Annotated in this window: 27 protein-coding genes; 3 read left to right on the plus strand and 24 right to left on the minus strand. The window is 41.5% G+C overall.

The features are described 5' to 3' along the window. Window positions 1–11: 11 nt before the first annotated feature. The 10 genes from CSV67_RS02920 to CSV67_RS02965 all read right to left on the minus strand — a co-directional run bounded on the left by CSV67_RS02920 (window position 12) and on the right by CSV67_RS02965 (window position 6,917). On the minus strand, window positions 12–926 hold the full coding sequence (locus tag CSV67_RS02920) for a phage minor head protein (protein ID WP_099630136.1): 915 nt from the start codon (window positions 924–926) through the stop codon (window positions 12–14). Then, window positions 923–2,452, minus strand: a complete 1,530-nt coding sequence (locus CSV67_RS02925; protein ID WP_099630137.1) for a phage portal protein — start codon at window positions 2,450–2,452, stop codon at window positions 923–925. Before CSV67_RS02925 ends, CSV67_RS02920 begins: the two co-directional genes overlap by 4 nt. Window positions 2,453–2,455: 3 nt before the next feature. Further along, the gene (locus CSV67_RS02930; RefSeq protein ID WP_233192552.1) at window positions 2,456–3,757 is read right to left on the minus strand and encodes a PBSX family phage terminase large subunit; all 1,302 of its coding nucleotides are present in this window, start codon (window positions 3,755–3,757) and stop codon (window positions 2,456–2,458) included. A gap of 8 nt (window positions 3,758–3,765) precedes the next feature. Then, window positions 3,766–4,557 carry a phage terminase small subunit gene (gene terS / locus CSV67_RS02935; RefSeq protein ID WP_099630139.1) on the minus strand — a complete coding sequence of 264 codons (792 nt, stop codon included), beginning with the start codon at window positions 4,555–4,557 and terminating at the stop codon, window positions 3,766–3,768. A gap of 58 nt (window positions 4,558–4,615) precedes the next feature. Next, entirely contained in the window at window positions 4,616–4,879 is a 264-nt protein-coding gene (locus tag CSV67_RS02940) for a hypothetical protein (RefSeq protein WP_099630140.1), read from the minus strand. A 27-nt stretch (window positions 4,880–4,906) separates the two neighbouring features. Beyond that, window positions 4,907–5,200, minus strand: coding sequence for a hypothetical protein (locus CSV67_RS02945; protein ID WP_099630141.1), 294 nt, complete (start codon window positions 5,198–5,200; stop codon window positions 4,907–4,909). Window positions 5,201–5,306: 106 nt separating this feature from the next. Next, window positions 5,307–5,897: a GIY-YIG nuclease family protein gene (locus CSV67_RS02950; protein WP_099630142.1), complete on the minus strand. Its 591-nt coding sequence runs from the start codon at window positions 5,895–5,897 to the stop codon at window positions 5,307–5,309. 148 nt (window positions 5,898–6,045) lie between these two features. Further along, on the minus strand, window positions 6,046–6,495 hold the full coding sequence (locus tag CSV67_RS02955) for a sigma-70 RNA polymerase sigma factor region 4 domain-containing protein (RefSeq protein WP_099630143.1): 450 nt from the start codon (window positions 6,493–6,495) through the stop codon (window positions 6,046–6,048). A gap of 15 nt (window positions 6,496–6,510) precedes the next feature. Then, a complete protein-coding gene (locus CSV67_RS02960; protein WP_099630144.1) occupies window positions 6,511–6,711 on the minus strand; it encodes a hypothetical protein in 201 nt (66 codons plus the stop codon). Further along, window positions 6,708–6,917: a hypothetical protein gene (locus CSV67_RS02965; protein WP_099630145.1), complete on the minus strand. Its 210-nt coding sequence runs from the start codon at window positions 6,915–6,917 to the stop codon at window positions 6,708–6,710. Before CSV67_RS02965 ends, CSV67_RS02960 begins: the two co-directional genes overlap by 4 nt. 167 nt (window positions 6,918–7,084) lie before the next feature. Between CSV67_RS02965 and CSV67_RS02970 the strand changes: the two genes are divergently transcribed. Further along, the gene (locus tag CSV67_RS02970; protein ID WP_099630146.1) at window positions 7,085–7,945 is read left to right on the plus strand and encodes a manganese catalase family protein; all 861 of its coding nucleotides are present in this window, start codon (window positions 7,085–7,087) and stop codon (window positions 7,943–7,945) included. A 48-nt stretch (window positions 7,946–7,993) separates the two neighbouring features. On the opposite strand, the gene CSV67_RS02975 is transcribed toward CSV67_RS02970, so the two are convergent. The 4 genes from CSV67_RS02975 to CSV67_RS02995 form a co-directional block, all read right to left on the minus strand. After that, a complete protein-coding gene (locus CSV67_RS02975; protein WP_233192544.1) occupies window positions 7,994–8,158 on the minus strand; it encodes a DUF3954 domain-containing protein in 165 nt (54 codons plus the stop codon). A gap of 78 nt (window positions 8,159–8,236) precedes the next feature. Then, window positions 8,237–8,935, minus strand: a complete 699-nt coding sequence (locus tag CSV67_RS02980; RefSeq protein ID WP_099630148.1) for a DUF421 domain-containing protein — start codon at window positions 8,933–8,935, stop codon at window positions 8,237–8,239. A 396-nt stretch (window positions 8,936–9,331) separates the two neighbouring features. Continuing rightward, entirely contained in the window at window positions 9,332–9,565 is a 234-nt protein-coding gene (locus CSV67_RS02990; protein ID WP_099630150.1) for a hypothetical protein, read from the minus strand. Then, window positions 9,546–9,740, minus strand: a complete 195-nt coding sequence (locus tag CSV67_RS02995) for a DUF6877 family protein (protein WP_099630151.1) — start codon at window positions 9,738–9,740, stop codon at window positions 9,546–9,548. Before CSV67_RS02995 ends, CSV67_RS02990 begins: the two co-directional genes overlap by 20 nt. An 88-nt stretch (window positions 9,741–9,828) precedes the next feature. Between CSV67_RS02995 and CSV67_RS03000 the strand changes: the two genes are divergently transcribed. After that, complete coding sequence (locus tag CSV67_RS03000; RefSeq protein ID WP_099630152.1) at window positions 9,829–10,254, plus strand: NUMOD3 domain-containing DNA-binding protein; 426 nt, start codon at window positions 9,829–9,831, stop codon at window positions 10,252–10,254. 322 nt (window positions 10,255–10,576) lie between these two features. Next, on the plus strand, window positions 10,577–10,744 hold the full coding sequence (locus CSV67_RS03005) for an aspartyl-phosphate phosphatase Spo0E family protein (RefSeq protein WP_099630153.1): 168 nt from the start codon (window positions 10,577–10,579) through the stop codon (window positions 10,742–10,744). Between the two features lie 105 nt (window positions 10,745–10,849). Here the strand turns inward: CSV67_RS03005 and CSV67_RS03010 are convergent, their stop codons facing one another. The 10 genes from CSV67_RS03010 to CSV67_RS03050 all read right to left on the minus strand — a co-directional run bounded on the left by CSV67_RS03010 (window position 10,850) and on the right by CSV67_RS03050 (window position 16,757). After that, complete coding sequence (locus tag CSV67_RS03010; RefSeq protein WP_099630154.1) at window positions 10,850–11,314, minus strand: DUF1064 domain-containing protein; 465 nt, start codon at window positions 11,312–11,314, stop codon at window positions 10,850–10,852. Further along, the gene (locus tag CSV67_RS16775) at window positions 11,311–11,478 is read right to left on the minus strand and encodes a DUF6011 domain-containing protein (RefSeq protein WP_199173115.1); all 168 of its coding nucleotides are present in this window, start codon (window positions 11,476–11,478) and stop codon (window positions 11,311–11,313) included. The genes CSV67_RS03010 and CSV67_RS16775 overlap by 4 nt, the downstream gene beginning before the upstream one ends. A 210-nt stretch (window positions 11,479–11,688) precedes the next feature. Continuing rightward, window positions 11,689–12,243, minus strand: coding sequence for a dUTP diphosphatase (locus CSV67_RS03015; protein ID WP_099630155.1), 555 nt, complete (start codon window positions 12,241–12,243; stop codon window positions 11,689–11,691). 235 nt (window positions 12,244–12,478) lie between these two features. After that, complete coding sequence (ssb, locus tag CSV67_RS03020) at window positions 12,479–12,961, minus strand: single-stranded DNA-binding protein (protein ID WP_099630156.1); 483 nt, start codon at window positions 12,959–12,961, stop codon at window positions 12,479–12,481. Then, complete coding sequence (locus CSV67_RS03025) at window positions 12,955–13,167, minus strand: hypothetical protein (RefSeq protein ID WP_099630157.1); 213 nt, start codon at window positions 13,165–13,167, stop codon at window positions 12,955–12,957. The genes ssb and CSV67_RS03025 overlap by 7 nt, the downstream gene beginning before the upstream one ends. Beyond that, the gene (locus CSV67_RS03030; protein WP_099630158.1) at window positions 13,164–13,313 is read right to left on the minus strand and encodes a pilus assembly protein PilO; all 150 of its coding nucleotides are present in this window, start codon (window positions 13,311–13,313) and stop codon (window positions 13,164–13,166) included. The genes CSV67_RS03025 and CSV67_RS03030 overlap by 4 nt, the downstream gene beginning before the upstream one ends. A gap of 11 nt (window positions 13,314–13,324) precedes the next feature. After that, a complete protein-coding gene (locus tag CSV67_RS03035; RefSeq protein WP_099630159.1) occupies window positions 13,325–14,176 on the minus strand; it encodes an ATP-binding protein in 852 nt (283 codons plus the stop codon). Between the two features lie 11 nt (window positions 14,177–14,187). Then, entirely contained in the window at window positions 14,188–15,102 is a 915-nt protein-coding gene (locus CSV67_RS03040; RefSeq protein ID WP_158232872.1) for a replication protein, read from the minus strand. Window positions 15,103–15,129: 27 nt separating this feature from the next. Then, window positions 15,130–15,831: an MBL fold metallo-hydrolase gene (locus tag CSV67_RS03045; protein WP_099630161.1), complete on the minus strand. Its 702-nt coding sequence runs from the start codon at window positions 15,829–15,831 to the stop codon at window positions 15,130–15,132. Then, window positions 15,831–16,757: a RecT family recombinase gene (locus CSV67_RS03050; RefSeq protein WP_099630162.1), complete on the minus strand. Its 927-nt coding sequence runs from the start codon at window positions 16,755–16,757 to the stop codon at window positions 15,831–15,833. Before CSV67_RS03050 ends, CSV67_RS03045 begins: the two co-directional genes overlap by 1 nt. Between the last annotated feature and the right edge of the window lie 61 nt (window positions 16,758–16,818).

The raw sequence follows: 16,818 nt of genomic DNA on the forward strand, positions 1-16,818 counted from the left end.
ATACTCATCTCCTATTCATTCATTTCTGCCAGCACCTGCTGCCGGATCTCTTCTTTTTCTTCCGGACTCAATCGAATAATATCTTGATTCACGACCGGACCGATGACGCAGCCGCAATTCACACGATTCTTCGCGCTAAATGTTGTATCCCGCGGATACATCCCAAACTCGCCATCCACCAAGAACAACTCATCTACCCCGACCACTTCGCCATCCATTGCTACATGGGAAGGACGCGGCACGCTCTTCTTTGAGCCGCTATGCTTCCACTTCTTTCCCTCCACTGCAGGTGATTGCATGAATGATTCCCAGTTCGCCTGACTAGATGCTGCCAAAATTTCAGTACGTGCAGTGGCTCTAGCTCTCTTACGATCAAATTCAGGTAAATCCTTCAATCGCAATTCGGCTTGCTGAATCGACTCTCCATTTTGAATAGCGGCTATCAACTCAGATTCAATCGCCTTGTGTGTGTTCAGCTGCATGATTTCCCCTAGTTCCGTAGACCAAGACTCCACCCAGTTCGTTGTCCGTTTTGATAATGTTTGGAATGGCACATCTTCGTCAATCGACTCCATAATGACTTTGGCAAGCCCTTCCGTGGTTAACGTCAAAAAAGTGGCCGCTTCCACACCGTATAGTGCCGCGAATTCATCAGCAGCAAATAGATTGCTTTGGAAGTAGTTGAGCATAGCCCCCAATGTTATCTGGTCATCTTTAGAAACGAACGTTTGAAAAGCATCGAGAAAGAATTTCCGCTGTTGTCGTAGTAACTTTGCAGTCAATTTCTCGAATCCTTCTACAAGTTCTGGTATCTTGCTTAATTCTGGTATGTCATCGGGCAGAATGTCTGCGATATCCTCTTTGCCTTCCTCAGCTTTTCGAATGAATGTATCAATACTTTTGAGCAGTTTGTCTGCATTACTCATGACCGCATCGACTCCAAAACATCCCGCATGTCTTTCAGTAGGTCAATTAGGCTTTCCTGCTGATTTTCTGATTTAAAGATGCCATGAAGTCCATCGGATACATCAGACTGACTTTGCATCACTTGCATTGGCAAATCATATTCTTCAGGAAGGAACTCAACCTTTCTTCCGAGCACTTGACCAAGAAGCGGACGTAAATCATTCGGTGCCACTGCTTTCGCTTGAATAAATGGACCGAGAACTTTCGCAATTTCCACCGGATCATGGAAGTCTGCGCCTTTGATAGACAACTTCACATAACTGAATTCAAGTGGCTCCAGAAACAGAGTGTTCAAGATTCGCGCTAGAGTTTTCCTCTCCGGCTGGAATACTTGCTCTTCCGTTACCTTACGAGCCGTGTCAGCTGTCGCTCGGCTGAACTCCTGCGCTTCTCCTGTGTAAAGTGGAGGCAAGCGGAAGGAAGAACGAATTTTCTGCCGTGTGTTCTCGTCATACTCCAAGAATAGCGCATCCTGTTGCAGCACTTCAGCCAGTGATTTAATTTCAACTTTAGCTGGCGTTATTTTCTCTTCGCCGTTCGTTGCTGTTTCCGTTGCCATCCCCTGAACCTCCAGCAGCAAAAACTTATGCGCGTTGTCAGTACCAGATAAATCATCCATATAACCTTGTAACGCTTGATAAGATGCATCATCCAATTGACCGTTACTCACAGTGATAGCTGCAGGTATATGCCGACCATTAGTGAAGTACATCAGATTCAGTTCTTCCGCTTTACGAGCACCATATAGACTTATCAGATTTCCAAGCCAACGCGGTTTACCATACGTGTCACTGCCTATTTTAAAGTGATAAACTTCAGTAGCGCGTAAGTTTTCAGGTGTATTTTCATCAAATTTGCCTGTTTTAAGGTTCATGATGCGTGGATCACCGTACTCTTTGAAATACACTTTTTCTTGATCAATCATCTGGACATAGCGACGGAATCTTTTAGAGCGTATCACTTTCTTTTCTACGCCATACTCCAAGATGATGTACTCCACTTGTACAGGCTCCGTCTTTTTGCATACACGCATATATTGAGCATCTACATACTCAATGCCAACAGGCAATCCCACACCGTCACGGATAATCTCAATATAGCCATTCCCTGTTTTCTCGCGGTCTTCCAAGACGTAGCCAAGAATCAGCTCAGGTGATTCATCCAGATTCAGATAGCGAATGAACTCTCCAAGTCTTGTATTTTCTTTCTCTGCTTGCTCTTTGACACCTTTCTCGACTTCATCTGAATTAATATCCAACTTGTATTCAGACTCGACACCAAAGCCGACTATATTCGTTTTATATGCATCGATACATTGCTGCAAGATAGAGGAATATTCACCCATCAACCTTAGTTCAGTCAGATTGTATGGAGGAGTTAGAATATCAGTTCCATATAACCCTTCGAAATCATCTTTATGAATCTGTTTGGTTTCAGGTGAAACAGTAGCTTTAACTACTCTTGCTCGTACTGTTGATTCTGACAAAGTTTATCTCCTCCTTCCTTGCGGGCGGGCTGATGACGGCCGCCCTTGTGCTTCTTCTTTTAGATCTGTTACCTCATATCCGTCTAGTCCATACCATATGGCTTCAAATGTGTGTGGATCTATCCCGAATTCATCAGGAATGATATTACCCAGCTTATCCGTCGCGTATACCAAGTCCTCCATCTCGTGAATGGTATTTTCGCATTGGTCAGAACAGATGATTTTCTTGAATCGCTTCATCTTTTTAGTGTTCGCTAGACGAGAGCCTGGAAACTTATGAGCACCTTTAATGTTCAGACCTTGTTTTTTCAAATAGTAAATGGTTTTGGGTTCTGCTGAATCCGCCACAATTCGTTCTCCTGATGCCTCGAACTCTTTCAGGTCATCGAATAACTGTACGTCATCAATGCCCCGCTTGTAGTACTCCCAATAGATGTAAAGATAATGCTTTTCCGTGTCCACTACCATCCGAATAACAGCATTGTAAGAATCTACAAATCCGAAGTCCATACCAACTCGGTATATAGGTTTCCGGATCTCCTGCATGTCCTTCATCACTTGCTCATGCGGCACGATTTGGAACTGTGGAAGCACCCGCTTTCCGTTCACGCCAAAACGACCTTTCCGAGCAATCCGGTAAAGGTCAGGATCATATTCTTTCATCTCTTCCAGCTGCTCAATGTAGCTGTCGGGAAGGAACAGGTTATCATCCGCTGTCGAGTGGTGATAGTATGTGTCACCGACAATCATTGTGCGTTCCCTGTACAGGTCCTTGTCATCCAACACCAGACGTTTGTTCATTCTATCTTGGAAGAAGTGTAAATAGGTCCAGTTGTTCTCTCCAACCGGGTTAGTAGACAGAATCATATGCAACTTGAGCGATGGATGTCGCAGACGACCAAGTAACTCTTTGAAGCCTGCATACTTAACTTCTGAACATTCTTCCAACCAGATCAGCGACACGTTGTTAATGGACTTCAATTTTTCTGGACGGTCCATCCCTTTAAATATGATTTTAGAACCGTTAGGGAACCTGATTTGCATCGGTGACGTTACACAACGAATACGGTCAGACAACCCCAATTCTTCGACGATCTCACTTAATAAGGAGAACGTTGAATCTCTGTGAGTGTCGTACACTTCCCGAATGACTAATGCGGTCCGCTTTTCTTCTATTAGCTTTAGAATGATTTTCAACGCTACATGGTAGGATTTACTGGACCCGTAACCACCGACTAAGAAATGAAACTTCTGGTTCCAATCAAAAAGAAAGTCCTCAAAATGCGGGTTTGCCTCTTTTAGCACAACAACCATCAGCGATCACCCTTTCGAGTAATCATGATTTCGATTGGGCCTTCATCATCGTTGTCAGTGAGATTGTCGATTTCAGCACGCGTCTTGTCTATACCGGTTTGCATGGCTTCTAGCTTCAGCAAGCGTTCGTCATTATCATGGGCCATGTCACAGAATTGCTTAATGGATGTACGAAGCTCGCTGATCGCTCGGGATTGCGCGTTCATAAACGTAGCGTGACGTTCCCAAGCAAACTGGATCTCGTATTCCTGCTCGACTGGCACCTGAATCTCTTTGCCTTCAGCAGAGATGGCGTTCTCAACTTTCAGCTTCTTCAGCTCTTTGGCCGTGTCTTCCTGGTCACGAACGAACATGATCTGCTGTGCTCGGATGATGGCAGCATACTGAATCATGATTTGGTCCCACAGTAAATCTGCCGGATTGTCCTTGTCCATCATGCCCATGATTGCCAGTGTCTCCTGCGGGATGTATCGGCTGAACAGACCGTGCTTTAATGCAGCGGTGTTCCGTTCTGTAAATTGGTTCTTCGGATTGGGGTTGCCGCTACGGTTGCGCCGCCCCTTCTCACCGCCATTAGATGATACTCTTTTCATATTACTCCCTGAATCGTCCTTTGCATCGGTTGCAACTCTCTTACCTTTCTTGGTTGCATCGGTTGCATCCCTCGACCATCCCTCACGACTGCGACGACTCTTTAGTGTTCCCTCTTTTACACCGTGCTTTTCAGCCAGTGCTTTGAAGGTGATTTTTGTTGTTTCCCACTCTCTCTGAATCTCTTCCCAATTCGTCATCTACATCACTTCCGCCTCCAATATTTTCAGGCATAGAAAAAGCACCTCCGAAGAGATGCTACAAATTTTTAATAATTTCTCTTGTTTCGATTTCAATCGATATGTCACGAGTGAGTTGTACAATTGATTTTCCATTCTCAAACTCTGCAACAGTGCCTCTGAATTGTTTTATGCTAATGTTCATAGGTTCTACTGCAATTGTAGGATCTACTAAGAGTTCAGCTATATCCCTTAGAATATCAGCGCTTTCCTTTCGCGTTTTCATCTCATCCGTATTTTCGTTTTCCGGTACCATGAAATTCTCTCCTTTATTTTCAGGCATAGAAAAAGCACCTCCGAAGAGATGCTTTCAGCTTACTATTGCTTTTTTATCAATATAGGTTGTTCCACTCTCTTCAAACAGGTTGCCGTTTATTATACCGTAAACCTCCAAGTGGCCTCCAGAGTTTATCACATCTCCATTAATTGTACCGTTGATTTTCACAGAAGAATTTGATCGTAATAATAAATCTCCAACAACCATACCACTAATTAAAAAAACATTATTTTCAGCCACGACGACTTTTCCTACTATCATTCCGCTCAGCCTTGTGTCTTCAGATATCTGAACATCATTTTCGATCTTCCCATTCAATACTCTCACGTCTTCACCTCCCACTGACAATATTCGTCAAAGAAGGTGAATTTCCTCTTTTATTACCGGTTACATATAAGACGACAAGAGTCGTTTAACTATTCAAAAGTATTGGCTAAAAGTTTTTTAATTGGATGTTTCTCTCTTTTCTAATCGCCAAATCTGCATCAGAACGGCCTTCAAAAATGTAACAAGATAAAAGCCTTTCGTCTATTACTTTTCGCGGAAATTTCTTTTGGTATTCCAAGTAATTGTCAATAATACACCAGCACTTTATTCGTTTTTCAATACTCTCTTCGGAGGGATTCAAAGAAAAACTATTAGAAATAGCTATGAGAGTGTTTAATTCATCATCACTTATGTCAGAATAATTGTTTCTAGCAAATTGACTCAGACTCCACAACTCACCAAAATGTTTATCTTCATATTTTAATTTAGCGATTAATTCATATATCTCTTCACTATTGTAAAACCATTCACCGAACTTATGGTGTTCTGTAAATTTTCGATGTAAATGAAACTCTAATCTTTTTCCGCCTGTCGTTGTATGTAAAACTCTCAACTTCTCAGGGTTACCTGTCTGTAGTGCTTTAATTCTTTTTGAAACATTTGAAGCCGAACCAATTTTTATTGGTCCTCCTATTTCAGCCTGAACAAAATAGACATAATCCCAATTATTATCTGTTTCAATGTCCAACCAAATCAAATACTCATCCCCTTTTAATCCATATTATTCAGATTAAGGGGGAATTAGTCCTTCTAATGACTAAGACCGAAGGTGATTTCCGCACATTTTACAGCACGAAAGCAGAGCGAACTCACGCCCAACCTTCCGCGCCGACCTGCCTCCCAGTTTACACGCATTTTTTAGTCGCGGTCAAAATACCAGTTATTTGTCTACTTTGTCTCATTTGTCGCACGATTTCTGTCTTTTGCCGTTGCACGAAATCCTTTGATACATTCAGATGGAGAGCGATTTGTCGATATGTCATTTCGTCCAGCAGACAATCATAGATAATTTTTTGTCTTTCATCTTCTAAAATGTCTACAGCCGATTCTAAAGCATACACATACTTTTGATAGTCCTCAAGACGCTGGATCTGTCTCTTTTCACGTAAGTCCATTGCGTCCATCTCAGCAATACTTTTCCCTTTGCTACCTTTTGGCATAGCAGCGTCGATTCCATATTGAGCAACACCCCATGATTTCATCGGAAAAGTTGTGCCGTATATAATCCGTTGCAGTCGTCCGATCTCATTTTTCATCCATCTGTAATCTCGAATAAGCTGTGTTATTTGCTCCATCTGAAATCCCCCTTTTTATCGTCTACGAATTGCTCCACCTGGTCCACGTCTGTATGTATCTCGATTCGTTCCCATCATCTCTTCCCAATCACGTCGGTTCATCTGTTCTATTTTCTTGTTCTCTCTATCGTTTTTCGCATTAATACGCTCTCTATTTCTTTTGCGTTGTTCAAATTCAGCTACCTTCCTAAGTTGCTCTTGCATGCTTTTATTCATTCGTCATCCCTCCAACCGTGAAGGAAGGCGAGAAACGTTGCGCAAATCGCCATTGCTGCGTAACCATGAATAATTGTGTATTTAACGCCAAATTCCGTGAGTACAACAGTTGACAACCTAAACGCAATAGCCGCTTTCGCAATCCAAAACCCAATAAAGTTATAAGTCGCCGCAATAGCAAGTGTTCGTATGATATTTTTCACCATTTTTCATCACTCCTTTTTGAAATAAAAAAAGAGGACAACAAATGACGCAGCGCAATGCTGCAATCAAATGTTGTCCCCGGTTGTTCCAGTAGACTTTTTAATATTAAGAATAAATTTTTTCTTTTGTTCAATACTACATAATACAAAAACTAAATGAGGTGCTAATTTTGTATTACTACAAAGAAGAATTGATTAATCCCATCACCCCTCCCGATAGACCAGATCCAGCAGCAGCTAAAGTCCTGCAAGAAATTCTAGGTGGCCACTATGGAGAAATGCGAACCATGATGCAGTACTTCTTCCAAAGTTCTAATTTCCGCGGAAAAGACACACAATATCGAGATTTACTCCGCGGTATATTTTTGGAAGAAATTGCTCATGTCGAACTCGTGCAAAATACAATCAACCAATTGCTAAATGGCTCTGGCGAAACTGATTTACCAGGGAATAGTGGGAGTAATCATGCGCCGCTTGAAGATGCGGTAAGACATGCAAACCCTCATCATTTCATCATAGGCGCTCAAGCCTCTCTTCCCGTTGATGCCGCAGGAAATCCTTGGAATGGTTCTTGGGTTTATAGCCACGGCAATCTGATTGGTGATTTGCTGGATAACCTAGTATTGGAATCGACCGGTGTCTTACAAAAAACACGCATTTATGAAATGAGCTCCAATAAAACATTCCGTGAAACCTTAGCATTTCTTATAGTTAGAGACAATGCACATCAAAACGCATTCGCTAAAGCGTTAGAAACGCTAGGTGTAGATTGGGGAAAACTTTTCCCAGTCCCTAACTATGATATAAATAAATATCCTGAGTGCAGAAAATACGTGGAATTAGGATATCACAATGCTCAATTCAATTTCCGTTTAGATCCAACTAGAATCGCCGAAATTTATCAAGGACAATCACCAAGTAGAAATGAGGGTGAACTTAAAGTTACTCCTCCACCTGCAGGCTTCCCGGTTCCTTTGATGCCTGATATGCCTAATGAACATAGTCCCGGTATAAGTGATATGAATCGTTAATCGTCTGACCCCAAGTCGTATACTTGGGGTCATTTTTTCTTCAACTTCTTATCTTTTCGTATAGCTCACTTCGTAAAATAAAGGCTTATCATCTTGCCAAGTAATAACTTGCTTTCCAAATCCGTTGCCTGGCTTGTCCACCTTCTCCAATTGACCATCTTTCACTCGATACACCGCATTCTCTTCTAAATTCACCACTGCTGTTTTTCGCACAGGACCCCTCCATGTGTTAATATAGTGTCAGCCATGACGGGGAGAAATCTCTGTCTTTTTTATTTACAAACAACATCATCAATAAAAATAAAATCTTAATTGTTCTTGATTATCCATAGTTGCCAATAAAATATCTTTTTCACTAACATTAGAAATTGACATTTTATGTTCTAACCAAGCAATGTCTTTACCTATCTGGCTTAATTCAGCGAGATCTATTTTCCCTTCCTTGATAATCGTCTTCGGAATAGAAAAAGGATCTTTTACTAATTGAATATCTTTCGGAGTTAATGCCTGAAGTTGCGGCGATAAGAAAAAAGAAATGGTTCCATCAGGTTCCCACATTGCAAGGGCGACTTGATTAATTTCTGCAACTTTTGCTTTTCTAGCTTCTGATAATAAATGGTCTATTGTGATCCTTGCTTTACCCAATTCTTTATACAGAATTTCTCCATTTTTTATTAAAGGGAAAGGAGATGGTTCTAACCATTTTCCAAATCCTCTCGACTTCAAAGAAACAAATACACTTAGCAAGTAAAGAGCAATTAGCATCCCTGTCGTAATAATTGAACCTTTTAATCCTAACTGCTCGTCTGATAAAGGGTGTGCAAGTATATTTCCAAGTATCAAGGCTATAGTAAAATCAAGAAGCCTTAACTGCGCAATTGAGCGGCGTCCCAATAATTTGGTTGCCAAAAGTAAAACGGAAAATGAAACTATTGCACGTAATATCCATTGAATACTTGAAAGATTTTCTTGACCATAAAAAAACTCCACTTATATTTCCACTCCGTTTCTCTTTCAACATTTCAAATTATTGTTGCCATAAAATTTAAAAACATGCGTGTTTCCCATAGGATACCTCTTTGTGTATTACAATGTTGTCAGCCATGACGGGAGAGATCCTGTCTTTTTTTGTTTACGCAAGTTCACTTTTCAATTCGTTTACACAGCCTGGAAAGAACCCTTCCTCAAAATAACCACGATGTTCTTTTATCACTATTTCGCATGGTGAACACAAATAGTAGTTATAAAAATCACCCTCGAATACTCCTGAATTATTTATCGCCTTTTCACCTTTAGGAATCAAATCCTGGCATCCAAGGCATCGGTGGTCTTTCCGTGTCTTATTAACCTTCCTATGATTGTTGAAAGAACTCATTACTACACCCCTCAATTCCCCCACAATCCAAACTTCCGCTGTTCAATCTCACCCTTCATCTCCTGATCCATAACGAGCAATGCCACACTCCGCCTGTTCGTTTTCAGCTCCTTGGCCAAGTCATTAATCGGCACACCGTCACTCCACCTCTCGCGAAAATGAAGTAACTCGCTTTCTTTCCACGTCCACTTGATTTCAATATCTTCCAGAATTAAGATTGTCGGTTCATTTCTTGCGCTGACCATTTTGCTCCCTCCTAGCCACATTTTGCGCATACCGCAATTGCTGAAACATGTACGGGTCATCATAGTTGCCGCCTGATGATAGCCAGTCCGCTATGCGTTGGTGTAAGTCCTGTACTACCGATAACGGCAGTTGTTCTTGCAATTTATTAATTTCATAGATTGGATTTAGTTCCATGATGTAACTCCTGTTGTCTATTTATTTTCGCTCGCTCTTTCCAGTCGGAATTTTTTGTAGTATCCTGACAAAAAAAGGAGTGTTTTAAATGTTTGATTTCACACCCATCGAAGAGGAATTGAAGATTAAAATTGAAGCTCTGGATATGAAAATTGTTTATTTATATTATCTTGAAAAATACTCGATTAGAGAGGTTTCAAGAGAGCTAGGTTGCTCCACCCATGTAGTCAAAGATGCTTTGGTTTATGGCGTTCGCAGTAAAAAGGAAGCCTGTGCATTAAGATCAACTGAAGAATTCAAAGCGAAAATGAGCAAGATAAACACCGGTGAAAAACATCCAAAAGCAAAGCTTACTGAATCCGACGTAATCGCTATTCGCGATAAATTTTCAGAGCTGTTTAATCTTGGGATCTACACCAAAGCTCACATTTACCGGGGCTTAGCTGCTGAATATGACGTTAAAATTCCGACAATACTTTCCATCATTCAAAGGCGTAACTGGAAGCATATTTAACCCAAAACTTGCCACGTTTATTGACTGTCGGACACGTTAAAACTGCAATCACACCAAATGGTGAGTGTAGGCCGCTTCGAGCGGCCATCTCTTTGATGCGTTTCATGTTCCGAACTCAAACCCAAAAGCTTTAATTAAAGTCAAGACTAAAACGGTTAATAATGAATAAGATTCATTATTTATGACATTATTATGAATTCACTTTTTTCACTCATAATTCGACACTCTTTACATATTGAGTCGGCTACTATAGAAAAGGTTGTTGTATTTCAACCATGGCGCAGATGAATCGAGCTAATAATATTGGATGAGAGGGATTGTAATGATCAGCTTCTGGTTAAAGAAAATATTGAAATTGAGAATTGAGTTAAAAAGAAAGGACATGTATAAAAAAGCGAAAAATTTAGGTTTCACACATCCACTAGTAGTAAAATGCAGCCAAGAATTGGATGTATTACTAAATAATTATTTAGATCAATCTGTTAAATGAAGGGAGGAATATTTATTAATCCACTGCGTCACCCCTGATTCCCTCTAATAAACCCAAATACATACGCGGTAATAAAGATCAAACCGCCAACTAAATACACTTCTGTCATTCCCTCACCCATTCCTTATGCTTCAAACGAACGACGATCAACTCTTGTCCGATTGCCTTTTCAAACAGTTTTCTTCGTAGCGGAAAATCTCTGGTAACAGGACCACCCTTCACGTCGATATACTCAATCCAGCCGTTCGTGTATGTAACCTTGAAGTCGGCTGTGTATCCCGCGCCTGTCTTCTCACGCTTGCCTTTGCCGCTACACAATTTACAATTGATTGGTTTACCTGTTCTCTCGCTATCGCGCTTTCCTGAGCCTGTACAACGCTTGCAAACGACTGTGTATTTATCAATGATGGCAAATTGCGGATGCGGTTCGATATCTTCTACGGCTGGATCACGCTTTAGATAGTCGTAGTAAGCAGCCTCTGTCAGTGAATCGAATGTAATCCCATCAACTTCAATGCTTTTCTTGTGAAACTGACGCGACTTCTTCGGTCGTTTGAGTGATTGCCTCATACGCCCACCTTTTCCTGATACTCGATTTCCTCATCCAACGTAATCTGTCTCTTCAAGAACTCCGCTTCCGCCTCATCGTGTTTTCGTTTGCAGACCGGACCGAATCCGACGTTGATGCTTTCCGACGTTTTGAGCGGCTTGTTGCACCGTTTACACTTTGACATGATGTATCTCCTTCCCGTGGTATACCGTTTTTGTTGATTTGTAGTGAAGGTTTCTCGCGCCATTGAACGCGATACCCCTCACTCTTAAACTGATTCACTTCACGATTAGACAAGTGTCCAAAAATGACCAGCGGTTGCTTGTAATCGTCTTTAATTAACATTGCTAACATCTGGATCACTCCTACAAGATTAGTAGCCTGTCGTTTGCCGTTAGTGATTTATCTTATTTTTCGAGTAGTAAGCTTGTTCGATTTGTTCCATCTCGAAGCCGAGCAATTCTCCCAAGCCCACGAACACGCTGAACATAGAGCCGAAAGTTCCTACCGTATCCTCCGGTGGTTCTTTAATGTGGTCTTCAAGTGCGTGGGCTTGAAACATTAACCTGGAGATCGTATACGTAATTTTGTCATTCGATTTCATCGGGAATACATAAATATCCTCATGTGAAAGTTCAATCCCAATCGACAAGATAAAATGCAGGCAGTCCACGTATTCTTCGAGGAGTGGGTTCTTGTCGTACTTTGCTATGCTCGAAAAACCATTTTGACCGTGCTGTTTTTCTTCATGGTGAGAATACGCCTTAGTACGCGGCTCCCGGTTCTCGCTCCAAAACTTAAACCCGCGCCATTCATTCGCTAATTCTCCCAACTCCACCTGCAACGCCAGAATCTTTTCTGGTAGCAAATTCTGTCCTTCCAATCCCTTTTCCTTCACAATCCGTTTGTCCAATATGTCTTGCGTTTCAAATAATCTAGTTAAATTCATCTTCATTATCTCTCCTTCATCCATCCGTCAAATTCTCGATTCGCACAATCCGAACATAATCGACTGGTGCAACAATAACTGTGTACCTGTGCGACTTGCTCCCGTCCGCAGATGTGACATTCGATGGTTTTTGATACATTCCTCGATCGCTCTGCTTTGATTGCTCGTATAGCCTTACTGTTTCCGCTTCTGATTTTCAACGTCATGTTGTTGTCCCCTTTCAAAGTTTCATAGATTAAAAAGGCAAGTCGTCTTTTTCTGCATCATAAGTCGGCGCATCATACTGTTGTGCTTGTCCACCATAGCCGCCTTGCCCTGTCTGATAGCTCGATTGAGTATTTGTCTGTCCTTGTCGATTCGGCTGTTGTGAAGCTTGTTGTGCGTTATTTGCGTTGCTTGATTTCGGTTCAAGGAATTGTGTACTTTCTGCAACGACTTCTGTCGTGTAAACACGCTTGCCATCTTGTCCCTCGAAACTGCCAGTGGTGATACGGCCGTCTACTCCCGCGAGACTGCCTTTCTTCAAGAAGTTCGCTATGTTCTCGGCTTGTTTTCTCCATGCTACGCACTGAATAAAGTCCGCCTGTTGCTCTCCACCCTCGCTTTTAAACGGACGGTTGCAGGCTAATGTAAACCTGCATACCGCGACACCACTTTGCGTATACTTCAATTCAGGATCTTTCGTGAGACGTCCAACTAAAACGACACGGTTTAACATTGCGCCACCTCTACCTCTGTAATAATTCGGTGATTTACCCATACATCAGAAACATATACCTGCATATCATCTGCTCGGTCTGAGATAAAACCCCCGTTGCCTATTTTGCCGTGAACTTCATATCTACCAGATTCTAAAATCAGTTCCCCACCGTCGTTGTACATGTCGACATGCAACTCAACAAACTGTTTAGCATTTCCAATCATGCCGTCATCCCCTTCCTCATAGCCATAGCCGCCTCTGCCTGTTGCAACTTGATTTCCAATGCGTCCATTTCGCGTTTAATCTTCTGCCAGTCGACTTTATCTGGAAGCGGAACCGTATAGATCCCGCTGTTGTTTGTCCATGTCATTCTGCATCCTCCTAGTAAAATAGTTCATCTCGATAGTCATGATCTGGCGTGAAGATCTCTATCACTTCTGCGTTTTCACTCATTCGCGAGACAGATCGTGCGCCAATTACTTTTTTTAATGATTCTTTGTCGAAGTTGGTTGTGTACACCGTCGACTTACCTTTTCGTAAATCAATCAGGCTAACCCATTCGCCGCTCGACCAAGATAATTCATCAGCTTTTCTTGTTTCGACTCCCACATCATCAATAATCACTATGTCGAATTCCGAAAACTGCTTTTCAAAACGTTCCTGTGCTACCTGATTGCCAAACATGCTCTTTAGCTTGTTGAACAACTTCTTGGATTCGATGAAGGCCACTTTCTGACCTTGATGCTTGAGCGTTCGCGCAATCGCTTTAGAAAGATGGGTCTTACCTGTTCCTGGAGTTCCAGACAAGCGTAGGTTCTTCGGCTTCCCCTCTAAAAGTTCCTTTACATAGGCGGTTGCCTTTTCCTTAGCTGCTGTCGCTTCTGGAGTCACATCTTCAAAGTTCTTGAATCCTGCCTTGTCATCTGCATCGATGTAGTACCAATCACCGTCCACTACGTCTTGGCGCTTCTGAATCAACTGAATTCCTACGTCTTTTGCGTGAGCTAGTTTTTCGCAGTCATGGCAGATTGGCCAGACATTCTCTTGTAACCAATCTCCGTTATAGCAATACACCCACGCTTGCTTTGTGTTGCGCTCACATCTAGGGCATTTAACATTTTCCATTCGGACTTCTGATACGCCTTGCACATAGTCAGGGTGTATCTTGAAAAATAGATCTTCCACCTTCCGAACTCCCAACCGCTCGAATACCGTTTCAAATGCACTAACCAATTTAACCCCTCCTAGTAAGGTAGATCCGTGTAATCAATTTCCTTTTTGTTCTTTTGGTGCTCTTCCACCATTCTTCTTTGTCGTTCCAAGGTTTCTGGTGAAGCTTCAAAGAGTGAGTGAACAATTCCTCTGGATGGATTACTATTAGCTTTACGCTTTTCATCATTCTCTACATCTTCTATAGTTTTGTAGTTTTGAGTTTTCCAACTGTCGACGATCGCTCTTGCGTATTTGAATTTATTATTCGCGTTAGCTTCTACTGATTTTTTCAGAGCTAGCAGAACTAACTCTGAATTACTCTCGTCAACCAGATATCCGATTTGCTGACTAACATACGGTGAAATCAATCCAATATTTTGTTCGTGAAATTTGATGACTTCACCGAAATATTCGTCAACCATCAGCAACCCCTTGTTGTTGTCTTTAATACTTTCTTTATAGTTATCTTTAACCTTTCTTTCTTGGGTATCGTCTTGCACACTAGTACTAGTATCGTTCTGTACACTAGTGCTAGTAGCACCTTGCACACTAGTATCAGTATCGACTCGCACACTAGTATCGTTCTGCACACTAGTATCGTCTTGCACACTATTAAATATGGTGTATTTCTCTATTTTCCATGAGTTATAATTCTTGTTGAACATGTAAGAATTAGTTGCATTCGCTCCACCTTGTTCTATTTTTACTATCACGTTAGATTCGACTAACTTCTTCAGGGAATCATTTATTCTTGTTCTTCCTAACCCTGTATGATTCATAAGAAAAGTCAGTGATAATTGATGGGATTTCCTCTGAAATCCGTAAGTGTACCGCCAAACACACATGACTATTTTCATTTCATTTAAAGTGAATTTGTATCTTTGCACCGACTCTAAAATCTCGTTAGCTATCCTCGTAAATCCATTTTCAGTTTGTGGACTGCTCAACCACCTCACATCCTTTTTTCGTTATTTCTAAGCTACATACACTAACTTCCCAGTAGCAGCCTGTACCGCTTGTTTAAATTCGATTCCATTACTGTTTGAATCAGATAGATGTAGCAAATGAATCTCCTGGACTCTTGATAGATCGTTAGCTTTCAAAAAGACCAATAGGTTTTCGAGCGAGAAATGCGAATTCATTATTCGTTCTGCTAGAAATAGTGGTATAGATCCGTCCGCTATCTTCCGATTAATTATTTCTAGTGAGTAGTTACATTCGATAAGTAAATGTGTAATTCCAGTAAATTTATACTTAATGTAATAAGTGTCGCTGGCGAACAATATACGTTCTCCACCTTCACTTTCAATCAGGAATCCGAAAGGTTCTGCTGCATCATGTTGTAAATCAAAACCAAGTACCTTCCAAGAACCAATCTGCACAGCCTCTTTGTTTTTCATGGTCTTTATCCGGTGGTGCTCGATGCCTATAGCGTCCTTAGTGCCTTGCGACATATAAATGTCTAGCCCTCGATTCGCAACGTCTTGCACAGCCTTACAGTGATCTTTGTGGTCATGACTCACAAGAACCGCTTCTATTTCGCTAGTTTTGAAATTTAATCCTCTTTGAATGTCCTTAAACGAGATGCCGCATTCTATAAGCAAGGAAGTGCGGGAATCGCTAATGTGATAGCAATTCCCCGTACTTCCTGTTGCGAGTGTTTGGATCGTAATCATTAGAATCCAGGCCCATCCGACGTGACTGTTACTGGTTCAGGTTCCTTTGGTGTCGATTTCTGTGTCGGTACCTCTTTTGCAGGTTGGATGATTTCACCAGTTGTCGGTTCAACAAAATCCAATACTTCTTTATTCGCATTTTGGTCAATTTCATGTTGTGGATTGATTTCGCGTAAAGGTTTATCGTCTTCAAATTCGTTTTCTGTCGTGCGATTAATTGCACCAATGAATAGATCGCTGTCATCTGAAGTATTGATAAACGCTTTAGACGCTCGATTGATTACAGTTCGTTTCGCCATCTCTTGCGGATACTTGTTTTGTACAGTCTGCATAGATGATTGGGACCATGATGTTTGAATTTCTGCCATGGTCATCACAGTCAGGAATTGCACGCCATCATCTCGCTCGATAATGCAATAAGCCCCAAGAATGTCTTCTTTCTTTCCGGTAGCCGCCATCCAGTCAACGCTATGAGATTTAAAGGCTAGTTGTCCTCTCTCGTTGTACTCCACGTTGAATTCTTCGCCTTTCCAGATGACGTTAGCCCATACATCCTTTACACCGTTCAAGCGCTTTAGCACCGCTTGTGTGCCGTGGTATGAACGAGTGAACTGCATTTTGTCACCGTATACGATGAAATAGCCTTGATTCTTGGCTACACTCAATGCCTGGATCGCCATATCTTGAAGGGAGAATGCAACACTTTCTGGCGTCGCACTATCCATCAAAGATGTTTTCTTTTTGAAATCTACTTCTGTAAGCTTGAAATAAGCCGCTTGTACCGCATTCACAATGGAGTAGTTTTCAGGGATGTTAATCTGATTGTTTTCAACCATTGCTTTCACTTTGTTGGCGACCTTAGTCACCAGTTCGTTTTTCTTTTCTGCTGGTTGCATTTGTTGGGTTTCTTGTAGTTGGTTAGTCATTTATTTTTTCCTCCTTATTAACTTCTTTTCTTTCTAGTAGAGTTACCGATCCTGTATATTC

It is taken from the genome of Sporosarcina sp. P2 (assembly GCF_002743255.1).
GTDB lineage: Bacteria > Bacillota > Bacilli > Bacillales_A > Planococcaceae > Sporosarcina.